The sequence below is a fragment of the Pseudomonas iridis genome (genome assembly GCF_017980685.1).
Taxonomy (GTDB): Bacteria; Pseudomonadota; Gammaproteobacteria; order Pseudomonadales; family Pseudomonadaceae; genus Aquipseudomonas; species Aquipseudomonas iridis.
In genome coordinates this window covers 1013219-1038206 of sequence record NZ_JACXXO010000001.1, presented here as the reverse complement: position 1 = coordinate 1038206, position 24988 = coordinate 1013219, and the positions used below count along the sequence as shown (strand labels likewise).

Sequence of the window (24988 nt, the reverse complement as noted above, 5' to 3'; positions counted from 1 at the left end):
TGAGTTCCCTGAAGGGCCGTCGAAGACTACGACGTTGATAGGTTGGGTGTGTAAGCGCTGTGAGGCGTTGAGCTAACCAATACTAATTGCCCGTGAGGCTTGACCATATAACACCCAAGCAATTTGCGTCGAAAGGCCAGATTGCGGTGTGTGAAGACGAAACGAACCGAAAGTTCGATGTTCACAAAACACCGAAAGCTGTCACATACCCAATTTGCTGAAGCGAGACCACCTGGTCACGACTCAGTACCCGAATTTCTTGACGACCATAGAGCGTTGGAACCACCTGATCCCATCCCGAACTCAGCAGTGAAACGATGCATCGCCGATGGTAGTGTGGGGTTTCCCCATGTGAGAGTAGGTCATCGTCAAGATTAAATTCCGAAACCCCAATTGCGAAAGCAGTTGGGGTTTTGTTTTGCCCGCAGGAAAGTTCTTACAGCATTCACGGACCTCGTCCGGCTGTCATAGCGTGCCGACAATGCTAAGGTTCTGACCTGGTTTTCGTACTTTTCCAAGGAAGTCTTTATGCCGGACGCCCAGTCCCTCAACGCTGCATTCATGGTGGTTCAGAGCAATAGCCTGGACGAACTGCGCAGCTTGGTGGTCAGCATCATGCGGCGCTATCCGCTGGCTCCCCTGGAGAACGAAATTGCGTTGGTGCAGAGTAACGGCATCGCCCAATGGCTAAAGCTGGCTCTGGCTGAAGATCCAGAAGAAGGCGACCTCGGTGGTTGCGGCATCGCCGCAGCGATTGATGTTCAACTGCCCGGTAGCTTTATGTGGCAGCTCTATCGCATGGTTTTGGGGCGAGAAGAAATTCCGGCCAAATCCCTGCTCGATAAAGCGCCACTAACCTGGCGCCTCATGCGTTTGCTACCCCAGGTCATCGACCATGCGCATTTCGAGCCGCTGCAACGCTTCCTTACCCACGACACTGACTTGCGCAAGCGCTATCAATTGTCTGAGCGTCTAGCGGATCTTTTCGACCAATATCAGGTGTATCGGGCTGACTGGCTTGAGGATTGGGCCGAAGGGCGGCATCAATTACGAAATGTCAGAGGCGAGATAAAGCCTTTGCCCGCTACCAGCTGCTGGCAAGCCGAACTATGGCGGGCGCTACTGAATGACGTGGGTGAACAAGGCATGGCGCAGAGTCGCGCCGGCGTTCACCAGCGATTCATCGAGCGGATCAACAACCTTGCGAAAGCTCCTGCTGGACTGCCATCGCGAGTGATTGTTTTCGGGATTTCGTCGTTACCGGCCCAGGTGCTTGAAGCGCTGGCCGGACTCGCACGTTTCAGCCAGGTTCTGTTGTGTGTACATAACCCTTGCCGTCACCACTGGGCCGATATCGTCGCCGACAAGGATTTGCTGCGTCACCAATACAAGCGACAGTCCCGCAAAAGCGGAATGCCCGTCGTGCTGGATCCCGAAACACTACACCAGCATGCCCATCCGTTATTGGCAGCATGGGGTAAGCAAGGTCGCGACTACATCAACCTGCTCGACAGTTACGACGATCCCAACAGCTACCGCGCCGTCTTTCGCGACGGCCGCATCGACCTGTTCAGCGAATCTGAGCCACACAATCTGCTCAATCAACTTCAGGACGATATCCTGGAGCTGCGTCCACTCAACGAGACCCGCGAGCACTGGCCTGCTGTTGATCTGAATGAAGACGATTCGATCCGTTTTCACATTGCCCACAGCGCTCAGCGCGAAGTGGAAATCCTGCATGACCAGCTACTGGCGCGCTTCAGTGCCAATCCGAAACTGCGCCCTCGCGATGTGATCGTAATGGTGCCGGATGTCGACAGTTATGCACCGCATATACGCGCGGTGTTTGGTCAACTCGACCGGTATGACCCACGCTTCATTCCCTTCACTTTGGCGGATCAGGGGCAGCGTGGCCGCGACCCATTACTGATCGCGGTCGAGCACCTGCTCAAGCTGCCGGACAGTCGTTTCCCCGTCAGCGAAATCCTCGACCTGCTCGACGTTCCGGCATTACGTGCCCGGTTCGGCGTGGAAGAGCGGGACCTGCCAACACTGCATCGCTGGATAGAAGGGGCGGGTGTCCGTTGGGGGATGAACGCCGAGCAGCGTGCCGGGCTCGGGCTGCCCGACGAACTTGAACAGAACAGCTGGCATTTTGGCCTGCGCCGAATGCTCTTGGGTTATGCAGTAGGTACCGCCAATGCCTGCTCAGGGATTGAACCGTATGATGAAATCGGCGGCCTGGATGCCGCATTGATCGGGCCGTTGGTAGCGTTGCTCGATGCTCTGGAGCTCGCCCATCAGCAGCTCACACAACCGGCTCAACCCAAAGAGTGGGGGCAGCGACTCCAAGCGCTTATGCAGCTGTTCTTCAAAGCCAGTAATGAACATGACGATTACTTGCTTACCCAACTGGAAGAGCTTCGTGAAACCTGGCTGGAGACCTGTGAGACGGTAGGTCTGGTAGATGAGCTGCCGCTGACGGTCGTCCGTGAAGCCTGGCTCGCCGGCCTGGATCAGGGGCGTTTGTCTCAGCGCTTCCTGGCCGGTGCGGTGAACTTTTGTACGTTGATGCCGATGCGCGCCATTCCCTTCAAGCTGGTTTGTTTGTTGGGGATGAACGACGGTGATTACCCCCGTGCGCAACCCCCGCTGGATTTCGATCTGATGGGCAGCGACTACCGCCCTGGAGACCGCTCGCGGCGTGAAGATGACCGCTATCTGTTGCTCGAGGCGCTCTTGTCGGCACGTGATCAGCTCTATATCAGTTGGGTCGGCCGCAGCATTCGCGACAACAGTGAGCGACCGGCGTCCGTGCTGATTGGCCAGTTGCGTGATCACCTCGCCAGCGGCTGGCGATTGATCGACGAAAGCCAGGATCTGTTAGGCGCCATGACCGAAGAGCATCCGCTGCAGCCGTTCAGTGCGCGCTATTTCCATGAAGGCGATCAACTGTTCAGCTATGCCAGTGAGTGGCAGGTGTTGCATCAACAGCATGCGCCCCAGGCCCACGCTGAATTACTCACGCCTTACGTTCAGGAAGAACCTCTGAGCCTGGCCCTGCTGCAGGATTTCCTGCGTAACCCGACACGACATTTTTTTACCCAACGCCTCAAGGTGTATTTCGAAGCCGCCGAAGCTCCGCTGGCCGATGAAGAACCTTTTGTGCTGGACGCATTGCAGCGCTATACGCTCAGCGACAGCCTGCTCGAAGCTGCCCTCAGACAACCGGACAATATCGATCAGGCACTCGAGGCTCAGGCCCGAAGGCTGCAAAACAGCGGATTGTTGCCCATGGCCGGTTTTGGCGAATGCCTGCAGCGGGAACTGATCGAACCGCTCCCTGACCTGTTGCAACGTTATCAACAGCTACTGACGTTGTGGCCGACACCGGTGACCAGCGCCATCCCGGTCAATCTCGATTTTCAGGGTTTGCGGCTTGAGGGCTGGCTCGCAGGCCTGCATCAGCGCACTGATGGTGGCTTGTTAGCAGTCACGACCATTCCCAACAGCATTGGCTCGATCAAAAGTCGTAAGTGGCATCGGCTGACCAAACCGTGGGTCAATCATCTTGCCGCCTGCGCCAGCGGACTTTCACTGACCACGGCATTGGTCGCCAGTGACGACACTGTGCTGCTGGAGCCGATGGAGCAAGCCCGCGCGTTTAGCCTCCTTGGCGATTTACTCCTCGCCTGGCAGGCCGGCATGCGCCAACCATTGCCGGTTGCGGTAAAGACCGCATTCGCCTGGCTATCGCAGACCGATCCAGTCAAAGCTGAAGCTGCTGCCCGTAAAGCCTACGAAGGTGACGGGCAGACCAGCGAGGGTGAGCGCCGTGAGAGTCCGGCATTATCCCGACAATTTGCCGACTTCGACGCATTACTCGCGGATGAGACGTTCTCCGGTTGGTGCGACACCCTGTACCGCCCCCTGCATGAAGCCCCTTGGCGTTCATTGTCCAGCGAAGGCCCCCGCTCATGAGCACGAAGACACCGCTGGCCCTGGCATTTCCGCTGCGTGGCAGCCAGTTAATCGAAGCGAGTGCCGGTACCGGCAAAACCTTCACCATTTCTGCGCTCTATCTGCGGCTCATCCTCGGGCACGGCGGTGAGTTGAGCGGGTTTGCCCGCGAGTTGTTGCCTCCGCAGATCCTCGTGGTGACGTTTACCGACGCGGCGACCAAAGAGCTGCGCGAGCGAATTCGCACGCGACTGGCCGAGGCTGCGAGGTTTTTTCGCGACGAGACCCCGGCCCCTGACGGATTGATCGCTGACCTGCGCGATCAGTTCGATCCTCAGCAATGGCCCGGCTGTGCCAATCGCCTCGATATCGCTGCGCAATGGATGGATGAAGCCGCCGTCTCGACCATCCACAGCTGGTGTCAGCGCATGCTGCGCGAGCATGCGTTCGACAGCGGCAGTCTGTTCACTCAATCCCTGGAAACCGATCACAGCGATTTGCTCGGTGAAGTGCTGCGCGATTACTGGCGGCTGTTCTGTTACCCGATGCAGGGTGATGCGCTGAATTGGGTTCGTAGCAACTGGGGTGGACCTGCAGCGTTGCTACCCCGAGTGCGCGGGCTGTTCGCCAGCGAGCGCGACAGCGATGAAGGCAAGGCACCCGCTGAGCTTATCGAGGAATGTTTGCAGGAGCGCCGCTCGGCATTGATCGAGTTGAAGATGCCTTGGCGTCAATGGGCGGACGAGTTGCTCGCCATCTGTCATCAAGGCGTTGCCAGCAAGACTGTCGATGGTCGCAAGATGCAGGCGCGTTACTTTGAGCCTTGGTTCGAGAAGCTCAAGGCTTGGGCCGAAGACGAGTCTTTGGAGCAACTGGACATCGGCACTGGCTTCACCCGCCTGACCCCTGACGGCATGGCCGAAGCGTGGAAGGGGCCGGCCCCAAGTCACCCGGGGCTGGATGCTATGTCCGGGCTCAAATCGAGTCTTGATGCACTGCCAACACCTGATGCCGCTGTCCTGCAGCACGCCGCCAATTGGGTGGGCACACGCTTTGAAGAAGAGAAGCGCCGTCGTGCCGAAATGGGTTTTGACGACATGCTGCTACGCCTGGATGCCGCGCTGCAATCCGACGGCGGCGAACGTCTGGCAACGTTGATCCGTGAGCAATTCCCGGTCGCGCTGATTGACGAGTTCCAGGACACCGACCCGGTGCAATACCGCATCTTCGAAAGCATCTATCGCATCGAAGACAACAACCCCGATACCGGTTTGTTTCTGATCGGCGATCCCAAGCAAGCGATTTACGCTTTTCGCGGTGCGGACATCTACACCTATTTGCGTGCCCGTCAGGCCACCACCGGCCGACTGCATACGCTGGGCACCAATTTCCGCTCCAGTCACGGCATGGTCAAAGCAGTCAACCATGTATTCGAACGCGCCGAGTCCCGAGAGCTGGGACGCGGCGCGTTTTTGTTCCGGGAGAAAAACGGCGAGAACCCGGTGCCGTTTCAACCAGTGGAATCGCAAGGTCGTAAAGAGAAACTGCAGATTGCCGGACAGGACATTGGCGCATTGAATGTCTGGCACTTGTCCACAGACCAACCGCTGTCGGGAGCGGTTTATCGGCAACAGTTGGCGGCCGCCTGTGCTAGCCAAATAACGGCATTGCTCAATGGCGGGCAAACCGGAAGTGCGGGGTTTGTTCAGGACGGTGAAGATTTCAGAGGGCTGCGGCCTTCTGACATCGCGATCCTCGTCCGCGACGGTAAAGAGGCTCAAGCGGTTCGCGGCGAGCTTGCCGCCCGCGGTGTGCGCAGCGTTTATCTGTCGGACAAGGATTCGGTGTTTGCGGCCCAAGAGGCCCACGACCTGCTGTCCTGGCTCAAAGCCTGCGCCGAGCCGGATGTCGAACGCTCGCTTAAAGCCGCGCTGGCCTGTATCACTCTGAACTTGCCATTGGCTGAACTGGAGCGGCTGAATCAGGACGAACTGGTTTGGGAAGCTCGAGTCATGCAGTTTCGTGGCTATCGCGAACTCTGGCGCAAACAAGGCGTGCTGCCGATGCTGCGCCGCCTGCTTCACGACTTCCATTTGCCACAGACCTTGATGACACGCAGCGATGGCGAGCGGGTGCTGACCAACCTTCTTCACCTGTCGGAACTGATGCAGCAGGCCGCCGCAGAGCTGGACGGTGAGCAAGCGCTGATCCGTCATCTGGCCGAGCTTCTGGCACTGTCGGGTCAGGCGGGTGAAGAGCAGATCCTGCGCCTGGAAAGTGACGAGCAACTGGTCAAGGTCGTGACCATCCACAAGTCCAAAGGCCTTGAGTATCCGCTGGTGTTCCTGCCGTTCATCTGCTCGGCGAAACCCGTGGACGGTAGTCGATTGCCGTTGCATTACCACGACGCTGCGGGCAAGGCTCAGGTGAGTCTCAGGCCGACCGTCGAGTTGATTGCGCAAGCGGACGAAGAGCGTCTCGCCGAAGATCTGCGTTTGCTCTATGTCGCCCTGACTCGTGCGCAACATGCCTGCTGGTTAGGCGTGACGGATCTCAAACGTGGCAATAACAACAGCTCGGTGCTACACCTTTCTGCGCTCGGCTATCTGCTGGGTGGCGGTGCCTCTTCGGGTGAGTCCAGTGGACTCAACCGGTGGTTGCAAGACCTGCAACAAGACTGCCCGGCTATCGACATCGGCGAAATGCCGCAACCCACCGACGAGCATTACCAACCTCCGCGCAATGAAGCCGTCCTCAGTGCCACGTTGCTGCCCAAGCGCAAGGCCAGTGAGAACTGGTGGATCGCGTCGTATAGCGCGCTGCGCATCAGTGATGTGCTGAGTGTCGGCAGCGATGAAGCACCGGACAGCCCGCAAGCACAAAAGCTTTTCGATGACGAACGCCTCGACCCGGATGCACCGCGAGAAATCATAACCGGCGGCGCCGATATCCATCGCTTCCCCCGTGGCCCCAATCCGGGAACGTTTCTTCACGGTTTGCTGGAGTGGGCGGGTGATGACGGTTTCGCCGTCTCCCGCGAGGCGCTGGAGGACGCGATTGGCCGGCGCTGCAACCTGCGTGGCTGGGAAGGCTGGATCACCACCCTCAGTGACTGGTTGCAACACCTGCTCGAGTCGCCCCTGCCAATCGCTGATGGGCGGCCACCGGTGATTCTCGAACAGCTGACACAGTACCGAGTCGAGATGGAATTCTGGTTCGCCAGCCATAAAGTCGACGTGCTGAAACTCGACGAACTGGTACGCCAGTTCACCCACAATGGTGTGGCCCGGGTTGGCGCAGAGCCAGTGCAACTCAACGGCATGTTCAAAGGCTTCATCGACCTGACCTTTGAACACGATGGCCGCTATTACGTGGCCGACTACAAGTCCAACTGGCTGGGTGTGGACGATCTGGCCTACACCGAACACGCCATGGAACAATCGATTCTGGACAACCGCTACGACCTGCAATACGTGTTGTATCTGTTGGCGTTGCATCGTCAGCTCAAGGCACGTTTGCCCGACTACGATTACGACCGGCATGTTGGCGGGGCGCTGTACCTGTTCTTGCGCGGCACTCGCTCAGACAGCCGCGGTGTGTACTTTGCCCGACCGCCTCGTGAGTTGATCGAGCGTCTCGACCGGATGTTCCAGGGTAAACCCGAACCCAAGGCCGAACCCGCATGGGAACAGGGAGTCCTGCTATGAGCCGCACGTTTGCCGATCTGTTGCCGACACCGCTGGCAGCCGACAGCCTGTCTAGGCTTTCGCCCCTGACAAGCGCCGATGACTTGCTGCTGTTGCTCACCCGTTGGGTCGAGCGTGGCTGGCTGCGTGCGCTGGACAAGGCATTCGTCGCATTCCTGCACGAGCTTGAGCCCGATACCGATCCGTTGGTGCTGCTCGCTGCAGCGCTGACCAGTCATCAACTCGGGCACGGTCATGTTTGTCTGGATTTGTTCGAAACCCTTAAAGCCCCTGACTTTGCCTTGTCGCTGCCACCCGAAGGCGACGTGCAAGGGGGCGTATTGTTGCTGCCTTCACAATTGCTTGAAGCGCTAGATGGTGCGCATTGGTGCAAAGCGTTGGCGGGCAGTGGCCTGGTCGCGCTGGCAGCCGATACCCGCGAAGCCGCGCAGAATCGCCCACTGGTGCTGTCCGGAAAACGTTTATACCTGCGGCGCTACTGGGCTTACGAACGCCGCATCGATACGGCGTTGCGTCAGCGTCTCGCCCAGAGTGAGGCGACGCCGGATGACCTGCCGCAACGGCTCAATGAACTGTTCGGGTCGGCCAAAACCGATGAGGTGATCGACTGGCAGAAACTCGCCTGTGCCCTCGCTACCCGCGGTGCATTCAGTATCGTCACCGGTGGCCCGGGCACCGGCAAAACCACCACAGTGGTGCGCTTGCTCGCGTTGCTGCAAGCGCCAGCGGTGGAGGCTGGTCATCCGCTGCGAATTCGCTTGGCTGCACCGACAGGCAAAGCGGCTGCGCGATTGACCGAGTCCATCAGCCAACAAGTGCAATCGCTGAAAGTCGCCGAAGACGTACGCGCAAAAATCCCCTGCGACGTGACCACTGTGCACCGCTTGCTGGGCAGTCGTCCCGGTACGCGACACTTCCGCCACCATGCCGGCAACCGTTTACCGCTGGATGTGTTGGTGGTCGATGAAGCGTCGATGATCGACCTGGAAATGATGGCCAACCTGCTCGACGCCCTGCCCGCCCATGCACGTCTGGTGCTGCTGGGTGACAAGGATCAGCTAGCCTCGGTAGAGGCCGGCGCCGTTTTGGGGGATTTGTGCCGTGACGCTGAAAGCGGTTGGTATAGCCCGCAGACTCGGCAATGGCTGGAGTCGGTCAGCGGTGAATCGTTGCAGGCCAGCGGCTTGCATGAGGACCTCGACGGCTCCCATCCGCTGGCGCAACAAGTGGTGATGTTGCGTCACTCCCGGCGCTTTGGCGAAGGGAGCGGTATCGGCCAGCTAGCACGCCGGGTCAATCAACAGTTGCCGGATGAGGCGCGTCAGTTGCTGGTGGCGGGGCAGTATGAGGATGTGTATTCGTTGCCGCTCAAGGGCGAGCACGATCTGCACCTCGAGCGACTCTTGCTTGATGGCCATGGCGACGGACCGCAAGGCTATCGGCATTACCTGAAAGTGCTGCGTGATCAGCGTCCACCGCTCGACAGGCCGCTCGAACATCCGGACTGGATCAACTGGGCCCGCGAGGTCTTGCAGGCATTCGACACCTTCCAGCTGTTGTGTGCGGTGCGCAAGGGGCCGTGGGGTGTGGAAGGTTTGAACCAGCGCATCACAGCGGCATTGCTCAAGGCGCGACTGATCGACAACGACCAGCAATGGTACGAAGGTCGGCCAGTGCTGATGACCCGCAATGACTACGGTCTGGGCCTGATGAACGGTGACATTGGCATTGCCCTCAAACTGCCCGAGCGCGAAGGTCCTGCCGCCGGTAAACCGGTGCTGCGCGTGGCTTTTCCCCGCAACGATGGCCAGGGTGGCGTGCGCTTTGTGTTGCCGAGTCGTTTGAATGATGTCGAAACCGTCTACGCGATGACCGTACACAAGTCTCAAGGGTCGGAGTTCGCCCACACCGCATTGATCCTGCCGGACGCCTTGAACCCCGTGCTGACCAAGGAGCTGATCTATACCGGCATCACCCGGGCCAAGCACTGGTTCACCTTGATCGAACCGCGTGCCGGAGTGTTTGAAGAGGCCGTGCAGCGCAAGGTAAAACGCTTGAGCGGGTTGATGCTGGAACTGGAGGAGGGCACCGAGCCCCGGGGATGAAGGTTTCGTTGAATGAGGCTGACTACTGACCATCCGGTCAGGAGTCCGCGCCTCGCTGGTGATTCAGCGCTGTGCTATCGTTGCGGCATCATTCCGTTACGATCCAAGAGAATCCCTGCATGAAGGTGGCTGTCTGGGCGACAGAGCGCGTATTTCGCTGCAAGCACGCAGTGCTTGTCGGTCTGCTCTGTTTGCTGGCGGGCGCTGCCGTCGCGCAACCGCAAACGCCGCCTAGCATGGCCGAACAGCGGGCTCAGGCGGTCACCCAGGTTGTGCTGGGTATTCTCAGCTACGCACGCTGGCCGGTAGAGCCTGCGCAACTGCGCCTGTGCATCGTCGGCCCCACTGAATACACCGATGATCTGGTCAAGGGCACTACTCAGGCCACCGGCAGGCCCGTTATCGTGCATCGTCTGCTGGCCGACAACCCGGCCATCGTCACCGAATGCGATGCGGTGTATATCGGCAAACTCACCGCAGATGAACGCAGTCGGCTGTTTGCTTCGCTGACAGGGCACCCGGTGCTGAGCATCAGCGAGGCCGACGACCCGTGCACGGTCGGCAGTCTGTTCTGTCTGCGCGTCGGCGATGAGCAGGTGTCTTTCGAAGTCAATCTCGACTCTGTTGCCCGCAGTGGCGTGCGCATTCATCCAAGCGTGCTGCAGTTGTCACGCCGCAAATCGGCGGCACAATGAGACTGTTCAGATCCAATACGCGCCCAACGTTAGGCTCGGTTCTCGGCCGTGGGCACCTGACGGTCGCATTGGTGGCAGTGGCGATGGCCAGTGTTTCACTGACCCTGCTGGGCGTTTTGGCGTTGCGGGTATATGCCGATCACAACCTGCATTTGATCGCCCGGTCGATCAGCTACACCGTGGAAGCGGCGGTCGTGTTCAACGACAAGGCTGCCGCCACTGAGTCGCTGGCAATGATCGCATCGGCCGAAGAAGTGGCAGACGCTCAGGTGCTGGATGCCCGAGGTCAACTGCTCGCGCGATGGCAGCGACCGGAAACCGGTTTGATCTCTGAGTTGGAAATGCAACTCGCCCGGGCGATTCTGGAAAAGCCGATCGACTTGCCGATCACTCATCAGAATCGCGAGATCGGACGTGTTCTGCTCACCGGTCACGGCGGCAGTCTGATGCGGTTTCTGCTCAGCGGTCTGGCGGGGATCATTCTCTGTACCGCCATCAGCGCCTGGGTGGCGATCTATCTGGCGCGGCGACAATTGCGCGAGATCATCGGCCCGTTGCGCAGCCTCGCGGCTGTGGCCCACGCCGCCCGTAGCGAGCGAGCGCTGGATCGGCGCGTGCCGCCAGCGCAGATCGCCGAACTCGACAACCTCGGCAACGACTTCAACGCCTTGCTCGACGAACTGGAGTCGTGGCAAACCCATCTGAAAAGCGAAAACGAGACCCTGGCCCACCAGGCCAGTCACGACAGTCTTACCGGGTTGCCGAACCGTGCCTATTTCGAGGGCCGCTTGATTCGGGCCCTGCGCAATGCCGGCAAACTCAAGGAGCGCGTGGCTGTACTGTTTTTGGACAGCGACCGTTTCAAAGGCATCAACGATAACTTTGGCCATGCGGCCGGTGACGCGGTACTGGTGGCGGTTGCCAATCGGGTGCGCGCGCAATTGCGTGAAGAAGATTTGGTCGCGCGACTGGGCGGGGACGAATTCGCCGTACTGCTCGCGCCTCTGCACAAGGTCGAAGACGCCGAACGCATCGCCGACAAGATTCTCGCGAGCATGGACATGCCGATCGCCCTGCCGGGTGACGCCAGTGTTGTGACGTCGCTCAGTATCGGCATCGCGGTTTACCCCGATCATGGCGTCACCCCCGGTGCGCTGCTCAACGCTGCCGACGCGGCGATGTATCAAGCCAAGCGCCTGTCGCGTGGCGCTCAATCCACGGCGGGGTCGGAGTACCCGGTCAATCCCGTTCAAACAAGGAGCTAATTTCCGTGTTCACTTTTCCTGTTCGACTGTTTTCCACGCTGATGTTGATGGCCATATTGGCGCTGACTGGTTGCCAGACCGCCCCGCAAAAAGGCCTCTCTGCGGCGCAGGTTGCCGTGCTCAAGCAACAAGGCTTCGAGCTGACTGACGATGGCTGGGAGTTCGGCCTGTCCGGCAAAGTGCTGTTCGGCAGCGATGTCGAGAGCCTCAATACGCAGAGCACCGAGATCGTCTCGCGCATCGGCAAAGCCCTGTTGGGCGTGGGCATTGAGCGGGTGCGGGTCGACGGCCACACCGATGCGTCGGGCAAGGAAACCTACAACCAGCAACTGTCATTGCGCCGGGCCAAGAGCGTCGCCAACGTATTGGGCACGGTTGGCATGAAGCAAGAAAACATACAGTTACGTGGGCTGGGCAGCAGCGAGCCGGTGGCATCCAACGACACTGCCGCAGGCCGCACGGAAAACCGCCGGGTTTCGATTGTGGTCAGCGCCGATTAATCGGCGAACTGCATCTCACGGGTCTGCCCCATCAGCAGATCCTGATTACGCTCGGTCACCTCACGGATGTAATCCCACAACAGGGTAATCCGCTTCAACTTGCGCAGATCCTCCCGGCAGTACATCCAGAACTGCCGGGTGATGTCGATTTCTTCCGGCAGCACCGGCAACAAACGCGGGTCCTGTGCGGCGAGGAAGCACGGCAGAATCGCCAGTGAGCGACCTTGCTGCGCCGCGACGAATTGCGCGATCACGCTGGTGCTGCGCAAGTTCGCGCTGGCACCCGGTAGCGCATTCGCCAGGTAAAGCAGCTCCGAGCTGAACGCCAGGTCATCCACATAACTGATGAATTGATGCTTGCCCAAGTCTGCCGGGCGGCGGATCGGTGGGTGTTTGTCGAGGTAGTCCTGGGTCGCATAGAGCTGCAAGCGGTAGTCGCAGAGTTTGCAGCAGACGTACGGTCCGTGCTCCGGGCGTTCCAGCGCGATGACGATGTCGGCCTCACGCTTGGACAGGCTGATGAAGTGCGGCAGCGGCAGGATATCCACCGAGATGGCCGGGTAGGCGTCGACGAAATGGCTCAGTTGCGGCGTGATGAAAAAACTGCCGAAGCCTTCGGTGCAGCCCATGCGCACATGTCCGGACAGCGCCACGCCAGAGCCTGAAACCTGCTCGCAGGCCATGTGCAATGTGCTTTCAATCGATTCGGCGTAACCCAGTAAACGCTGGCCTTCAGTGGTGAGCACGAAGCCGCTGGTCCGCGATTTCTCGAACAGCAACGTGCCTAACGCCGCTTCCAGCGAACTGATCCGCCGCGACACGGTGGTGTAGTCGACCGCCAGCCGTTTGGCCGCGGTGCTGGCTTTGCGGGTGCGGGCGACTTCGAGGAAAAACTTGAGGTCGTCCCAGTTCAGCGAACCTAGAGAGGTGATGTTTTTTTGCATGATGGACGGGCTTATATGTGCGTTCTTATTAGAAGTTTGCACATCTATACTCCAAAAACAGTCCGACAACCAACTCGTGACACACGCCTCATCTCAAGGCGAACCTTTCGCCTTGGCTCCTACGATAAAAACAAGTTTCGGAGACCAGCATGAACGCATCGCTTACGCCCAACGAAACCACGCTGCAGAAGGTCAAGCTGCTGATCGACGGCGAGTGGGTCGAGTCGCAAACCACCGAGTGGCACGACATCGTCAACCCGGCGACCCAGCAAGTGCTGGCCAAAGTCCCGTTCGCTACCGCCGCTGAAGTCGATGCCGCCGTCAGCGCCGCCCAGCGTGCCTTCCAGACCTGGAAACTGACCCCGATCGGCGCGCGGATGCGCATCATGCTCAAGCTGCAAGCGCTGATCCGCGAGCACTCCAAGCGCATCGCCGTGGTGCTGAGCGCCGAGCAGGGCAAAACCATTGCCGACGCCGAGGGCGATATTTTCCGTGGCCTGGAAGTGGTCGAGCACGCCTGCTCCATTGGTAGCCTGCAAATGGGTGAGTTCGCCGAGAACGTCGCGGGTGGCGTCGATACTTACACCCTGCGCCAGCCGATCGGCGTTTGCGCCGGCATCACGCCGTTCAACTTCCCGGCGATGATTCCGCTGTGGATGTTCCCGATGGCCATCGCTTGCGGCAACACTTTCGTATTGAAGCCCTCTGAACAAGATCCGCTGTCGACCATGCTGCTGGTGGAGCTGGCGATTGAAGCCGGTGTGCCAGCGGGCGTGCTCAACGTGGTTCACGGCGGCAAAGACGTGGTTGATGGCCTGTGCACTCACAAGGACATCAAAGCCGTGTCCTTCGTCGGTTCGACCGCTGTCGGCACTCACGTCTATGACCTGGCCGGCAAACACGGCAAACGCGTGCAATCGATGATGGGTGCGAAGAACCACGCCGTGGTGCTGGCGGACGCCAATCGCGAGCAAGCGCTGAATGCGCTGGTCGGTGCCGGTTTCGGTGCGGCGGGACAACGTTGCATGGCCACTTCGGTGGTGGTGCTGGTGGGCGCGGCGAAACAATGGCTGCCGGACCTGAAAGCGCTGGCACAGAAACTCACCGTCAACGCCGGTAACGAGCCGGGCACCGATGTCGGCCCGGTGATCTCGAAAAAGGCCAAGGCGCGGATTCTCGAGCTGATCGAAAGCGGCATCAAGGAAGGCGCCAAGCTTGAGCTGGACGGTCGCGACATCAGCGTGCCGGGTTACGAGCAAGGCAACTTCGTCGGCCCGACCCTGTTCTCGGGCGTGACCACCGACATGCAGATCTACACCCAGGAAATCTTCGGCCCGGTGCTGGTGGTGCTGGAAGTCGATACGCTTGATCAGGCGATTGCGCTGGTCAACGCCAACCCGTTCGGTAACGGCACAGGTCTGTTCACCCAGAGCGGTGCGGCGGCGCGTAAATTCCAGACGGAAATCGATGTTGGCCAGGTTGGCATCAACATCCCGATTCCGGTGCCCGTGCCGTTCTTCAGCTTCACCGGTTCGCGCGGTTCGAAACTCGGCGACCTCGGCCCGTACGGCAAGCAAGTGGTGCAGTTCTACACGCAGACCAAAACGGTCACGGCGCGCTGGTTCGATGACGACAGCGTCAACGACGGCGTGAACACCACCATCAACCTGCGCTGAGGAACGTGCCATGAAAATCGCATTTATCGGTCTGGGCAACATGGGCGCACCGATGGCGCGCAACCTGATCAAGGCTGGCCATTCGCTGAATCTGGTCGACTTGAACAAAACCGTGTTGGCGGAGTTGGAGCAGATGGGCGGCACCATCCGCGCTTCGGCCCGCGAGGCTGCCGAGGACGCCGAACTGGTGATCACCATGCTCCCGGCCGCCGTGCACGTGCGCAGCGTCTGGCTCGGTGAAGACGGTGTTCTCGCCGGCATTGGCAAAGGCGTGCCGGCGGTGGATTGCAGCACCATCGATCCGCAGACTGCTCGAGACGTCGCCGCGGCTGCCGCCAAACAGGGCGTGGCCATGGCCGATGCGCCGGTGTCCGGCGGTACGGGCGGTGCGACTGCCGGGACCCTGACCTTCATGGTCGGCGCCACGCCGGAACTGTTCGCCACCCTGCAACCGGTGCTGGCGCAGATGGGCCGCAACATCGTTCATTGCGGTGAAGTCGGCACCGGGCAGATCGCCAAAATCTGCAACAACCTGCTGCTGGCGATTTCGATGGTTGGCGTCAGTGAAGCGATGGCGCTGGGCGATGCGCTGGGGATCGATACGTCGGTGCTGGCCGGGATCATCAACAGTTCGACCGGGCGTTGCTGGAGTTCGGAAATGTACAACCCGTGGCCGGGCATCGTCGAAACAGCGCCGGCTTCCCGCGGGTACACCGGAGGTTTCGGTGCGGAATTGATGCTCAAGGATCTGGGCCTTGCGACTGAAGCGGCGCGTCAGGCACATCAGCCAGTTGTACTGGGCGCGGTGGCGCAGCAGTTGTATCAGGCGATGAGCCAGCGCGGGGACGGCGGGAAAGATTTCTCGGCGATTATCAACAGCTATCGCAAGCCTGCAATTGAAGGGCAGCGCTGAACAAGCTGTGGGAGCGAGCCTGCTCGCGATGACGGCGGTCGCTTCAACAAGGAAGTGACTGACCGTCCGCTTTCGCGAGCAGGCTCGCTCCCACAAGAGAATTTCGTGTATCTGATATTGTTTGCCGGGAAACCACGTCGGGTGGTTCCCCGGCTTTTTTGCATCAGGCAAACACGAAATATTTGCGCACCGTCTCGACCACTTCCCACGTGCCTTTCATCCCCGGCTCAACCACGAAGATGTCGCCAGCGCGCAGGTGGATGGGTTCCATGCCGTCGGGGGTGATCACGCAGTAGCCTTCCTGGAAGTGGCAGTACTCCCACTTCACATAATCGACGCGCCACTTGCCCGGCGTGCAGATCCAGGTGCCCATGATCTTGCTGCCGTCTTCGCTGGTGTAGGCGTTGAGGTTGACGGTGTGCGGGTCGCCTTCGAGTTTTTCCCATTTGCAGGCGTCGAGTACCGGCAGCGGATGGGTATCGCGCAGAACGGTGATAGGGGCGGTCGCGGTCATGAGAACTCCGGGCTGTGGGCTGTGAACTGAAGTCGCACCCTATAGCGCCCGGTCGCCGGTCAGTTGTCTGTACTCGACATCAAACTGCTCAGAAACGCGCAGATCGTTAGAGTTTCTCCAGCGGGCATTCGACTCTGGCTCGCTCCAGCTCGACTTCGAACCCTTCGAGTTGCGCATATTGGCGTGTGAGTTCGGCCATGGTGCGGTTGATCTCGCTTTTTTTCGCTTCTATGGCTTGTTGTGCCAACGCCCACGGCATCGCCTCACCGTGATGTTCGCAGAAGATCGCCTGCAACTCCTTGAGCCGAAAACCCATGTCTTTGGCGCACTTGATGAAGATCAGCAGTTCGACACTCTGCTGATCGTAGAGGCGGTAGCTACCCTGTCGCCGGGGTGTGGGCAACAGGCCGATCGACTCGTAGTGGCGAATGCTTTTGATGGTGGTGCCGGAACGTTGCGCGGCTTGGCCGATGTACATATAAGTCCTTTTTTCAACAAGTAACAGCGCAGCGCATTATCGGCAGACTCAGCGACTGGCGATAGCCTGCACCTGTCCCAACCAGGCTTTCCGTTGCCGATCGCTTGAGCCGAGCACCGGCCCGAACGTCAGCGTGCGCAAGGGTTTGATCCCACAGAAATCGAGGGTCGTCTTGCGCACCTGATGCAGCCCCGGCATGCGATAGATCCAGCGGTAATACCAGGGCGGAGTATCCATGGTCACCAGTAAATCGGCGGTGCGTCCGGCCAACAGTTTTTCGGGAAACGCTTTACCCGGGCGATATTTGAAGGCAAAACCCGGAAGAAACACCCGATCAAAAAAACCTTTGAGCAGCGCCGGAATACCGCCCCACCAGATCGGGTAAACCAGTGTCAGATGTTCGGCCCAGAGGATGTCGGATTGTGCCGCGCTCAAGTCATCTTCCAGCGGCTGGATCTGTTGATAACTGTCGCGCAGCACCGGGTCGAAAACCATCTCGCCAAGGCGCAACTGGCGCACCTCGTGTCCGGCATCGAGTGCTGACTGTGTGTAGCGCTCAGCGAGTGCAGCGCAAAAACTCTTGGTCGAAGGATGGCCGAGAATCAGCAGAATGCGTTTGCCCATGGTCATCGTGCCTGCTGTAAAAAAGCCAAGGATGAAGTCTGCCCCTTAGGGGAGAGTCAAGGCTTTGATCAGTGCTTTGGCGTAACTCGGCAGAGCGCTGAAATCCTTCGCGCACAGCAGCAACGAGCGGCGCGCCCAAGGCTCGTCGAGGGCAACGCTTTTGAATGAGCGTGGCGTTGCGCGCTCGATGGCAGCCAGCGGCACGATCGCCAGTCCGGCCCCGTGGCCGACCATGCGCATCACGCCGTCGAAACCGTCGGCGCGAATGCGGATCTGCATGCGCGAGCCGCTGTGCAACGCCTGTTCTTCAAGGTAGATCGCCAGTGCGCTGCCGGCGCTCAGTCCTACGAAGTCGTAGCGCAAGGCATCGCTGAAACTGACCTCGACGGCGTCAGACAATGGGTGATCCAGCGGCAGAATCAGTACCAGTGGATCGTCGCGAAAGGACTGGGTTTGTAGGTCGCTGGTGTCGACCGCGTCGGAAACAATCCCGAGATCCGCCGCCCCCTGCCGCAAGGCGTGGGTGATGCGGGCGCTGGGCAGCTCTTGCAGGTCGATGTCGAGATTGGGATGGCTGCGCAGGAAGTCCGCGAGCACTTCCGGCAGGTACTCGGTGATTGCGGTGGTGTTGCACAACAACCGCACCTGACCTTTGACGCCTTGTGCGTATTCGGCGAGATCCTGCTGCATGCGTTCGGCTTGTTGCACGAGGACGCGTGCGTGGTGGGCCAACGCTTTGCCGGCCGGTGTCGGGGTCACGCCACGACGACCGCGCTGGAGAAAGTCGGTGCCCAGTGAGGCTTCCATCGCGCGGATTCTTGCGCTGGCGGCGGCGAGGGAGAGATGGCTGCGAGCGGCGCCGGCGGTGATGTTGCCGGTGTCGAGGATGTGCAGGTAGAGGCGCAGATCGGTGAGGTCGAAGTGCATGGTGGCAGCCCATGATTTTGCGGTGTCTGGGCTGGCACCATCGCTGGCAAGCCAGCTCCCACAGGTTTCGGCGTCGATCACAACATCTGCGCACAACACAAAATACTGTGGGAGCTGGCTTGCCAGCGATGAGGCCAGCAGCATCAAAAAAATATCAGCCTCTTGTTTGGGCAGAGGCAGGCTAAGTATATGGCAGATTTTCAACCGCCCTCGACCGGCGCACATTAGCGCCATGAACACACTTGCAGATTTCTACCAAAACCTCGGTCTTGCCTTTTCGTTACTGGTGATCGCCACTTTCATCCTGGCCGGCCTGATCAAAGGCATCATCGGCCTCGGCCTGCCCACCGTCGCCATGGGGCTGCTCGGTCTGGCTATGGCCCCATCACAGGCTGCTGTGTTGCTGATCATCCCGGCAACATTGACCAACGTCTGGCAACTGGCGTTCGGCGGTCATTTGAAAGGATTGATCAAACGCCTCTGGCCGATGCTTTTGATGATCTTCCTTGGCACCGGTATCGGCACGTTATCGATCGGCATGGTCGGCGGACATTGGGTGGTACGCGGACTGGGCGCGGCACTGTTGCTGTATGCGTTGAGCGGGCTATTGCTGCCTACGCTGCACATAAAGCCGCGCCATGAGCCATGGCTTGGGCCGGTCTGCGGGGTGATCACCGGTGTTATCACTTCGGCCACCGGAGTCTTCGTGATTCCCGCAGTGCCATACCTGCAAGCGCTGGGTTTGAATCGCGATGAACTGGTGCAGGCGCTCGGGCTGTCGTTTACCGTCTCGACCCTGGCGTTGGCCGGCGGCTTGCTCTGGCGTGGCGCGTTGGGTGGCGGTGAATTGAGCGCTTCGCTGCTGGCGCTGGTTCCGGCAGTGCTTGGCATGTTGCTCGGCCAATGGCTGCGTCAGCGAATCAGCGCGGTGCTGTTCAAGCGGGTGTTCTTCATCGGTCTGGGCGCGCTCGGCGCCCACTTGCTGATCAGCGGCTAGCCGACGATTCACTGAGCATGTCGATCGAGCGAATGTCGAAATCTCGCTCCAGAAACTCCATGCGCTGCTCGAAAAACTGCTTCATGTGCGGCAGGTTCGAGTGCACATCGAGATGCGCCTGGGATGCCCAGATCTCGTAGAAGATGAACAGCGTCGGATCTTCTTTGTCGCGCAGCATGTGGTATTCGATGCAGCCCGGCTCGGCGCGGCTTGGCTCGACATAGGCACGGAACAGCGCTTCGAAAGCCGCGGCTTTTTCCGGACGGGTCTTGGCGTGCAGGATGAAACCCAGGCGTTCACTCATCGGAACAACTCCTCAAATTCAGATGGCTGCGAATGCTACGGCAACAATCAGCTATCGATTCGTGCTTTTTAATCAAATGTATTTTGCGCGACCGTGGCTTATTCCGCGCGAGGCCGATCGTTAACCTGCCGCCATTCAATTTTCCCTTCTTCACCCAGCCCGATGGCTGCGCCGAGGCTTTCTCATGAAAAAAGTGTTGTTGCTCAATGGCGGTAAAAAATTCGCTCACTCCGACGGTCGCTACAACACCACCCTGCACGAAACCGCGCTGAGCGTGCTGGATCGCGGCGGTGTCGACGTCAAAACGACGTTCATCGACGAGGGTTATGACGTCGCTGAAGAGGTCGCCAAATTCCTCTGGGCCGACGTGATCATTTATCAGATGCCGGGCTGGTGGATGGGCGCGCCGTGGACGGTAAAAAAGTACGTTGACGAAGTCTTCACCGAAGGCCACGGCAGCCTTTACGCCAGCGATGGTCGCACCCGTTCCGATGCGTCGCAGAAGTACGGCAGTGGTGGCCTGGTCCAGGGCAAGCAATACATGCTCTCGCTGACGTGGAACGCCCCGCAGCAAGCCTTCGATGACCCGACTGACTTCTTCGAAGCCAAGGGCGTGGACGCGGTGTACTTCCCGTTTCACAAGGCCAATGAGTTTCTGGGCATGACCGGGTTACCGACGTTTCTGTGTGTCGACGTGATGAAGCGCCCGAACATCGAGAATGATGTGGCGCGCTACGAGCAGCATTTGAGCGAGGTGTTTGGCCTCAAGGCTTGAGTGGTTTCGGGCTACTATCGGTTGTAACAGCAAAAGATCGCAGCCTTCGGCAGCTCCTGCAGGGGAACGCATTTCACTGTAGGAGCGGCCGAAGGCTGCGATCTTGGCGATTTCAAAGAGGACACCCGTGAAAGCCAGATCCGATGAGTTGCAGATTTTCGTCTGTGTGATCGAGTGCGGTTCGATTTCCGCCGCGGCCGAGCAGGTCGGGCAGACGCCGTCGGCGGTCAGTCGCACGCTGTCGCGGCTGGAAGCCAAGCTTGATACCACGCTGATCAACCGCACCACGCGGCGCATGGACCTGACCGAGGAGGGCAAGTATTTCTTTGAGCAGGCCAAGCTGATTCTCGATCAGATGGAGCAACTCGAAGAACGCCTGTCCTCGCGCCAGCAAACCCCGTCCGGACGCCTGCGGATCAACGCCGCGTCGCCGTTCATGCTGCACGCGGTCGTGCCCTACATCGACGAATTCCGCCGGCTCTACCCGGACATCCAGCTCGAACTCAACAGCAATGACCTGATCATTGACCTGCTGGAACAAAGTACCGACGTCGCCATCCGCATCGGCACCCTCGCCGATTCGACATTGCATGCGCGTTCGCTGGGTTGCAGTCCGCTGCTGATCGTCGCCAGCCCTGCCTATCTGAAAACCCACGGCACGCCGCTGCAAGTGGCCGACCTCAGCGAACACGCCTTGCTCGGTTTTACCCAGAACGAAGGCCTCAATCAGTGGCCGTTGCGTTACGTGCACGGTGACCGCTGGCCCATCACCCCGGCCATCAGCGCCTCCAGCGGCGAAACCGTTCGGCACTTGGCGCTGGAAGGGCAGGGCATCGCGTGCCTGTCGCACTTCATGACCATCGACGACATCCGCGCCGGACGTTTGAAGGTCGTGCTGGCGGAATTCAACAGCGGTTATCGCCAACCGATCAACGCCGTTTACTACCGTAACTCGCAACTGGCGCTGCGGATTCAGTGCTTCCTCGACTTCATCCAGAGCAAACTCGCGGCTTACGCCAGCGCCGATTTCAAAGGTTGATTCGTGACCTCTGCGCAACAGTGATTTGGGTGATGACGGGTTTTTCGGCCGCCGTCGTCGGTCAATACTCGTCCCATCACTTACTCACGCAGGGAGTTTCTCCATGAACGTATTCGTCACCGGCGCTGCCGGTTTTATCGGCGGCTCCATCGCTACCGGTCTGGTTCAGGCCGGCCACAATGTTACGGGTCTGGTGCGCAGCGCCGAACAAGCCGATGAACTCAAAGCACTGGGCATCACCCCGGTGATCGGCACCCTCGACGACCAAACACTGCTCGCCGAACAGGCCCGCGCTGCCGACGCAGTGATCAACGCCGCCAGCAGCGACCATCGCGCCGCGGTCGAAGCCTTGCTCGACGCTTTGCGCGGCTCCAACAAAGTATTCCTGCACACCAGCGGTTCGAGCATCGTCGGCGATGCATCCGGCGGCAAGTCGAGCGACGTCATCTACTACGAAGACAACCTCCCCGAGCCGACCGTCGACAAAGCCGCACGCGTGGCCATCGACAACCTGATCCTCGATGCAGCGAAGGACGGCGTGAATTCGGCCGTTATCTGCAACACCCTGATCTACGGCCACAGCCTGGGCGTCAACCGCGACAGCGTGCAATTGCCGCGCTTGCTGAAACAGGCGCGCAAAAGCGCTGTGGTTCGCCACGTCGGCACGGGTCAAAACATCTGGTCCAACGTACACATCGAAGACGTCGTCGCCCTGTACCTGCTGGCGCTGACCAAAAACGTCCCGGGCACGTTCTACTTTGTCGAAAGCGGCGAAGCGTCGTTCATCGACATGACCACCGCCATGGCCCAAGCCCTGAACCTGGGCCAGCCACAAGACTGGCCACTGCAAGACGCCGAAGCCGAGTGGGGCTATGAAATGGCCAACTACGGCCTCGGCTCCAACAGCCGGGTACGCGGCAAACACGCCCGCGAACTGCTGGGCTGGACGCCGAAACGCACCTCGGTGGTTGAATGGATCCGTAACGAAATGGTGTGAGTCGTACACCAGCTCCCATAAGTTTTGCGCATTCTGTTTGGAGGTATGCGATCAAAACTGTGGGAGCGAGCCTGCTCGCGAAATCGGTGCTTCAGTCGCTAGAGATGTTGATTGTCAGGCCGCCTTCGCGAGCAGGCTCGCTCCCACATTTTGATTTGTGTTTGCCTGACAGCCATGAAAATCCCGCCTCCCAATTTTCATTAATCACGACAAGACATATCCATCCGCGACACCCCTTGCCTCTGCGCGAAAATTACTTTCATGCGGTTTGAAATCTCGATCTCGAAATGATTTATGAGTTTCACAACCCATTCGAACGTGACCCTTTCGAGGAGTACCGCATGACGCCTTCTTTCGGCTATTGGCTGCTGGTGTATGCCGCCGTGGCCATCATCGCTTTGATCGTGTTGATCGCCCGTTACCGGCTCAATCCGTTCATTGTCATCACGCTGATTTCCATTGGTCTGGCACTGGTAGCGGGCATGCCGCCGTCGGGTGTGGTGGGTGCGTATGAGGCCGGGGTCGGCAAGACGCTCGGGCACATTGCGCTGGTGGTGGCGCTGGGGACGATGCTCGGCAAGATGATGGCCGAGTCTGGTGGCGCGGATCAGATGGCGCGAACGTTGATCGACAAGTTCGGCGAGAAGAACGCGCACTGGGCGATGGTCTGCATCGCGTTTCTGGTCGGGCTGCCGCTGTTCTTCGAAGTCGGTTTTGTGTTGCTGGTGCCTATTGCGTTTACCGTGGCGCGACGGGTGGGTGTCTCCATCCTGATGGTTGGTTTGCCCATGGTTGCCGGCCTCTCGGTGGTGCATGCATTGGTGCCGCCGCACCCGGCCGCAATGCTGGCGGTACAGGCGTATCAGGCGTCGGTCGGGCAGACCTTGTTGTATGCAATCGCGATCGGGATTCCTACGGCTATCATCGCCGGCCCGCTGTACGCCAAATTCATCGTCCCGCGCATTCAGTTGCCGGCGGATAACCCGCTCGAAAAACAATTCCTCGACCGCGAACCACGCGACAAGCTGCCGAGCTTCGGTATCACCATGGCGACCATTCTGTTGCCGGTGGTGCTGATGCTGATTGGCGGTTGGGCCAACCTGATTTCGACGCCGGGCAGCGGTTTCAATCAGTTCCTGTTGTTCATCGGCAATTCGGTGATTGCGCTGTTGCTGGCGACGTTGCTGAGCTTCTGGACGCTTGGGATTGCCCAGGGTTTCAACCGCGAATCGATCCTCAAATTCACCAATGAATGTCTGGCGCCAACCGCCAGCATCACCTTGCTGGTCGGCGCGGGCGGTGGTTTGAACCGGATACTGGTCGATGCTGGCGTGACCGATCAGATCGTCGGCCTCGCTCACGAATTTCATCTGTCGCCGCTGCTCATGGGTTGGCTATTTGCCGCTCTGATGCGTATCGCTACGGGTTCGGCGACTGTGGCGATGACCACCGCGTCCGGTGTGGTCGCGCCTGTGGCCATTGGTCTGGGATATCCACACCCCGAACTGTTGGTGCTGGCGACCGGGGCCGGGTCGGTTATCTTTTCCCACGTCAACGACGGCGGCTTCTGGTTGATCAAGGAATACTTCAACATGACGGTCGCGCAGACGTTCAAGACCTGGACCGTGCTTGAGACGTTGATCTCGCTGGTCGCTTTCGGTCTGACTGTCGGCCTTTCTTACCTGCTGTAACCGGAGCCCGCCGCCTTGGACATCCTCTACCAGATCCGCGCCCGTCAGGATTCCTTCAGCGCCGGCGAGGGCCGCATCGCCCGTTTGATGCTCGACGACGTCGGCTTTGCCGCCTCCGCCAGCCTTGAAGAGCTGGCGCAACGAGCGGAAGTCAGCACCGCCACGCTGTCGCGATTTGCCCGTACCGTCGGTTGCCGCGACCTGCGTGATCTGCGCCTGCAACTGGCCCAGGCCAGCGGCGTGGGCAGTCGTTTTCTCGACCCGGCGGGCACGCCTGAACAGTCGGCGTTTTACGGGCAGATTGTCGGCGATATCGAAACCACCCTGCGTCAGCACTTGGCCGGGTTCGATGAATCGCGTTTCGCTGATGCGGTAAAACTGCTTGGCCAGGCGCGGATGATCCACGCCTTCGGCATGGGCGGCTGCTCGACCCTGTGCAGCGATGAATTGCAGGTGCGTCTGGTACGGCTCGGCTATCCGATTGCGGTCTGCCATGACGCGGTGATGATGCGAGTCACCGCCGCCAGCCTCAACGCCGAACAGGTCGTCATCGTCTGCTCGCTGACCGGCATCACCCCGGAGCTGCTGGAGACCGTCGAACTGGCGCGCAACTACGGCGCGCGCATCCTCGCCATCACTCGCGCCGATTCGCCACTGGCGGAACTGGCCGACATCGTCCTGCCGCTGCAAGGCGCAGAAACCTCGTTCATCTACAAACCGACGGCGGCGCGTTACGGCATGTTGCTCGCCATCGACGTGCTCGCGACCGAGCTGGCCTTGGCCAGTCCTGAAGACAATCAAGAACGTCTGCGGCGCATCAAACTCGCTCTCGACGAATACCGTGGCGGCGACGATCACCTGCCGCTGGGAGACTGAC

The 24988-nt window shown here is 59.7% G+C and carries 20 protein-coding genes and 2 rRNA genes; 16 read left to right on the top strand and 6 right to left on the bottom strand.

Translation table 11 applies throughout. The annotated features are described in order from the left end of the window. From IEQ42_RS04905 to yfiB, 8 genes are all read left to right on the top strand, one after another. Nucleotides 1–107, top strand: a 23S ribosomal RNA gene (locus tag IEQ42_RS04905); the annotation flags it as partial. Nucleotides 108–258: 151 nt separating this feature from the next. Next, nucleotides 259–374, top strand: a 5S ribosomal RNA gene (gene rrf / locus IEQ42_RS04900). Nucleotides 375–528: 154 nt separating this feature from the next. Continuing rightward, nucleotides 529–3981 (top strand): exodeoxyribonuclease V subunit gamma, encoded by a 3453-nt coding sequence (recC, locus tag IEQ42_RS04895; RefSeq protein ID WP_210702731.1) that lies wholly within the window; start codon nucleotides 529–531, stop codon nucleotides 3979–3981. Further along, nucleotides 3978–7667: an exodeoxyribonuclease V subunit beta gene (recB, locus tag IEQ42_RS04890; RefSeq protein ID WP_210702730.1), complete on the top strand. Its 3690-nt coding sequence runs from the start codon at nucleotides 3978–3980 to the stop codon at nucleotides 7665–7667. Before recC ends, recB begins: the two co-directional genes overlap by 4 nt. Further along, on the top strand, nucleotides 7664–9772 hold the full coding sequence (gene recD / locus IEQ42_RS04885; protein WP_210702729.1) for an exodeoxyribonuclease V subunit alpha: 2109 nt from the start codon (nucleotides 7664–7666) through the stop codon (nucleotides 9770–9772). Before recB ends, recD begins: the two co-directional genes overlap by 4 nt. 119 nt (nucleotides 9773–9891) lie before the next feature. Then, the gene (gene yfiR, locus IEQ42_RS04880) at nucleotides 9892–10467 is read left to right on the top strand and encodes a regulatory sequestration protein YfiR (protein WP_210702728.1); all 576 of its coding nucleotides are present in this window, start codon (nucleotides 9892–9894) and stop codon (nucleotides 10465–10467) included. Continuing rightward, nucleotides 10464–11732, top strand: coding sequence for a diguanylate cyclase DgcN/YfiN (dgcN, locus tag IEQ42_RS04875; protein WP_210702727.1), 1269 nt, complete (start codon nucleotides 10464–10466; stop codon nucleotides 11730–11732). The genes yfiR and dgcN overlap by 4 nt, the downstream gene beginning before the upstream one ends. Before the next feature lie 5 nt (nucleotides 11733–11737). Beyond that, the gene (yfiB, locus tag IEQ42_RS04870) at nucleotides 11738–12232 is read left to right on the top strand and encodes an outer membrane lipoprotein YfiB (RefSeq protein WP_479687552.1); all 495 of its coding nucleotides are present in this window, start codon (nucleotides 11738–11740) and stop codon (nucleotides 12230–12232) included. Here the strand turns inward: yfiB and IEQ42_RS04865 are convergent. Continuing rightward, nucleotides 12229–13176 carry a LysR family transcriptional regulator gene (locus IEQ42_RS04865; RefSeq protein ID WP_210702750.1) on the bottom strand — a complete coding sequence of 316 codons (948 nt, stop codon included), beginning with the start codon at nucleotides 13174–13176 and terminating at the stop codon, nucleotides 12229–12231. The genes yfiB and IEQ42_RS04865 overlap by 4 nt on opposite strands. Nucleotides 13177–13325: 149 nt before the next feature. Between IEQ42_RS04865 and IEQ42_RS04860 the strand changes: the two genes are divergently transcribed. Next, nucleotides 13326–14852, top strand: coding sequence for a CoA-acylating methylmalonate-semialdehyde dehydrogenase (locus tag IEQ42_RS04860; protein ID WP_047299658.1), 1527 nt, complete (start codon nucleotides 13326–13328; stop codon nucleotides 14850–14852). A 10-nt stretch (nucleotides 14853–14862) separates the two neighbouring features. Further along, nucleotides 14863–15765, top strand: a complete 903-nt coding sequence (mmsB, locus tag IEQ42_RS04855; RefSeq protein WP_042557542.1) for a 3-hydroxyisobutyrate dehydrogenase — start codon at nucleotides 14863–14865, stop codon at nucleotides 15763–15765. A 163-nt stretch (nucleotides 15766–15928) separates the two neighbouring features. Here mmsB and IEQ42_RS04850 read toward each other — a convergent pair whose 3' ends face one another. The 4 genes from IEQ42_RS04850 to IEQ42_RS04835 form a co-directional block, all read right to left on the bottom strand. Next, complete coding sequence (locus IEQ42_RS04850) at nucleotides 15929–16279, bottom strand: cupin domain-containing protein (protein ID WP_023969491.1); 351 nt, start codon at nucleotides 16277–16279, stop codon at nucleotides 15929–15931. Between the two features lie 106 nt (nucleotides 16280–16385). After that, complete coding sequence (locus IEQ42_RS04845) at nucleotides 16386–16757, bottom strand: MerR family transcriptional regulator (protein WP_210702726.1); 372 nt, start codon at nucleotides 16755–16757, stop codon at nucleotides 16386–16388. 48 nt (nucleotides 16758–16805) lie between these two features. Beyond that, nucleotides 16806–17381 (bottom strand): NAD(P)H-dependent oxidoreductase, encoded by a 576-nt coding sequence (locus tag IEQ42_RS04840; RefSeq protein ID WP_210702725.1) that lies wholly within the window; start codon nucleotides 17379–17381, stop codon nucleotides 16806–16808. Nucleotides 17382–17426: 45 nt separating this feature from the next. After that, nucleotides 17427–18308, bottom strand: a complete 882-nt coding sequence (locus tag IEQ42_RS04835; RefSeq protein ID WP_210702724.1) for a LysR family transcriptional regulator — start codon at nucleotides 18306–18308, stop codon at nucleotides 17427–17429. Between the two features lie 232 nt (nucleotides 18309–18540). On the opposite strand from IEQ42_RS04835, the gene IEQ42_RS04830 reads away from it, so the two are divergent. Further along, the gene (locus IEQ42_RS04830; protein ID WP_210702723.1) at nucleotides 18541–19305 is read left to right on the top strand and encodes a sulfite exporter TauE/SafE family protein; all 765 of its coding nucleotides are present in this window, start codon (nucleotides 18541–18543) and stop codon (nucleotides 19303–19305) included. Here the strand turns inward: IEQ42_RS04830 and IEQ42_RS04825 are convergent. Next, nucleotides 19295–19609: a putative quinol monooxygenase gene (locus tag IEQ42_RS04825; RefSeq protein ID WP_042557547.1), complete on the bottom strand. Its 315-nt coding sequence runs from the start codon at nucleotides 19607–19609 to the stop codon at nucleotides 19295–19297. The two genes, IEQ42_RS04830 and IEQ42_RS04825, sit on opposite strands and share 11 nt — an antisense overlap. Before the next feature lie 184 nt (nucleotides 19610–19793). On the opposite strand from IEQ42_RS04825, the gene mdaB reads away from it, so the two are divergent. The 5 genes from mdaB to IEQ42_RS04800 all read left to right on the top strand — a co-directional run bounded on the left by mdaB (nucleotide 19794) and on the right by IEQ42_RS04800 (nucleotide 24987). Further along, nucleotides 19794–20384 carry an NADPH:quinone oxidoreductase MdaB gene (gene mdaB / locus IEQ42_RS04820; protein ID WP_210702722.1) on the top strand — a complete coding sequence of 197 codons (591 nt, stop codon included), beginning with the start codon at nucleotides 19794–19796 and terminating at the stop codon, nucleotides 20382–20384. 127 nt (nucleotides 20385–20511) lie between these two features. After that, nucleotides 20512–21423, top strand: a complete 912-nt coding sequence (locus tag IEQ42_RS04815; protein ID WP_210702721.1) for a LysR family transcriptional regulator — start codon at nucleotides 20512–20514, stop codon at nucleotides 21421–21423. A gap of 103 nt (nucleotides 21424–21526) precedes the next feature. Further along, nucleotides 21527–22420 carry an NAD-dependent epimerase/dehydratase family protein gene (locus IEQ42_RS04810; RefSeq protein WP_210702720.1) on the top strand — a complete coding sequence of 298 codons (894 nt, stop codon included), beginning with the start codon at nucleotides 21527–21529 and terminating at the stop codon, nucleotides 22418–22420. Between the two features lie 341 nt (nucleotides 22421–22761). Further along, on the top strand, nucleotides 22762–24111 hold the full coding sequence (locus IEQ42_RS04805) for a GntP family permease (RefSeq protein WP_115148412.1): 1350 nt from the start codon (nucleotides 22762–22764) through the stop codon (nucleotides 24109–24111). 15 nt (nucleotides 24112–24126) lie between these two features. Then, nucleotides 24127–24987, top strand: a complete 861-nt coding sequence (locus tag IEQ42_RS04800; protein ID WP_047299666.1) for a MurR/RpiR family transcriptional regulator — start codon at nucleotides 24127–24129, stop codon at nucleotides 24985–24987. Nucleotide 24988 lies beyond the last annotated feature (1 nt).

What these genes read in the sequence shown, in the direction of transcription:
- IEQ42_RS04835 (WP_210702724.1), bottom strand. Translation starts at nt 18,308, where the DNA reads ATGCACTTCGACCTCACCGATCTGCGCCTCTACCTGCACATCCTCGAC.
- dgcN (WP_210702727.1), top strand. Translation starts at nt 10,464, where the DNA reads ATGAGACTGTTCAGATCCAATACGCGCCCAACGTTAGGCTCGGTTCTC.
- IEQ42_RS04860 (WP_047299658.1), top strand. Translation starts at nt 13,326, where the DNA reads ATGAACGCATCGCTTACGCCCAACGAAACCACGCTGCAGAAGGTCAAG.
- mdaB (WP_210702722.1), top strand. Translation starts at nt 19,794, where the DNA reads ATGAAAAAAGTGTTGTTGCTCAATGGCGGTAAAAAATTCGCTCACTCC.
- IEQ42_RS04810 (WP_210702720.1), top strand. Translation starts at nt 21,527, where the DNA reads ATGAACGTATTCGTCACCGGCGCTGCCGGTTTTATCGGCGGCTCCATC.
- IEQ42_RS04825 (WP_042557547.1), bottom strand. Translation starts at nt 19,609, where the DNA reads ATGAGTGAACGCCTGGGTTTCATCCTGCACGCCAAGACCCGTCCGGAA.
- yfiR (WP_210702728.1), top strand. Translation starts at nt 9,892, where the DNA reads ATGAAGGTGGCTGTCTGGGCGACAGAGCGCGTATTTCGCTGCAAGCAC.
- recC (WP_210702731.1), top strand. Translation starts at nt 529, where the DNA reads ATGCCGGACGCCCAGTCCCTCAACGCTGCATTCATGGTGGTTCAGAGC.
- IEQ42_RS04840 (WP_210702725.1), bottom strand. Translation starts at nt 17,381, where the DNA reads ATGGGCAAACGCATTCTGCTGATTCTCGGCCATCCTTCGACCAAGAGT.
- IEQ42_RS04865 (WP_210702750.1), bottom strand. Translation starts at nt 13,176, where the DNA reads ATGCAAAAAAACATCACCTCTCTAGGTTCGCTGAACTGGGACGACCTC.
- IEQ42_RS04850 (WP_023969491.1), bottom strand. Translation starts at nt 16,279, where the DNA reads ATGACCGCGACCGCCCCTATCACCGTTCTGCGCGATACCCATCCGCTG.
- mmsB (WP_042557542.1), top strand. Translation starts at nt 14,863, where the DNA reads ATGAAAATCGCATTTATCGGTCTGGGCAACATGGGCGCACCGATGGCG.
- recD (WP_210702729.1), top strand. Translation starts at nt 7,664, where the DNA reads ATGAGCCGCACGTTTGCCGATCTGTTGCCGACACCGCTGGCAGCCGAC.
- IEQ42_RS04845 (WP_210702726.1), bottom strand. Translation starts at nt 16,757, where the DNA reads ATGTACATCGGCCAAGCCGCGCAACGTTCCGGCACCACCATCAAAAGC.
- IEQ42_RS04830 (WP_210702723.1), top strand. Translation starts at nt 18,541, where the DNA reads ATGAACACACTTGCAGATTTCTACCAAAACCTCGGTCTTGCCTTTTCG.
- recB (WP_210702730.1), top strand. Translation starts at nt 3,978, where the DNA reads ATGAGCACGAAGACACCGCTGGCCCTGGCATTTCCGCTGCGTGGCAGC.
- IEQ42_RS04805 (WP_115148412.1), top strand. Translation starts at nt 22,762, where the DNA reads ATGACGCCTTCTTTCGGCTATTGGCTGCTGGTGTATGCCGCCGTGGCC.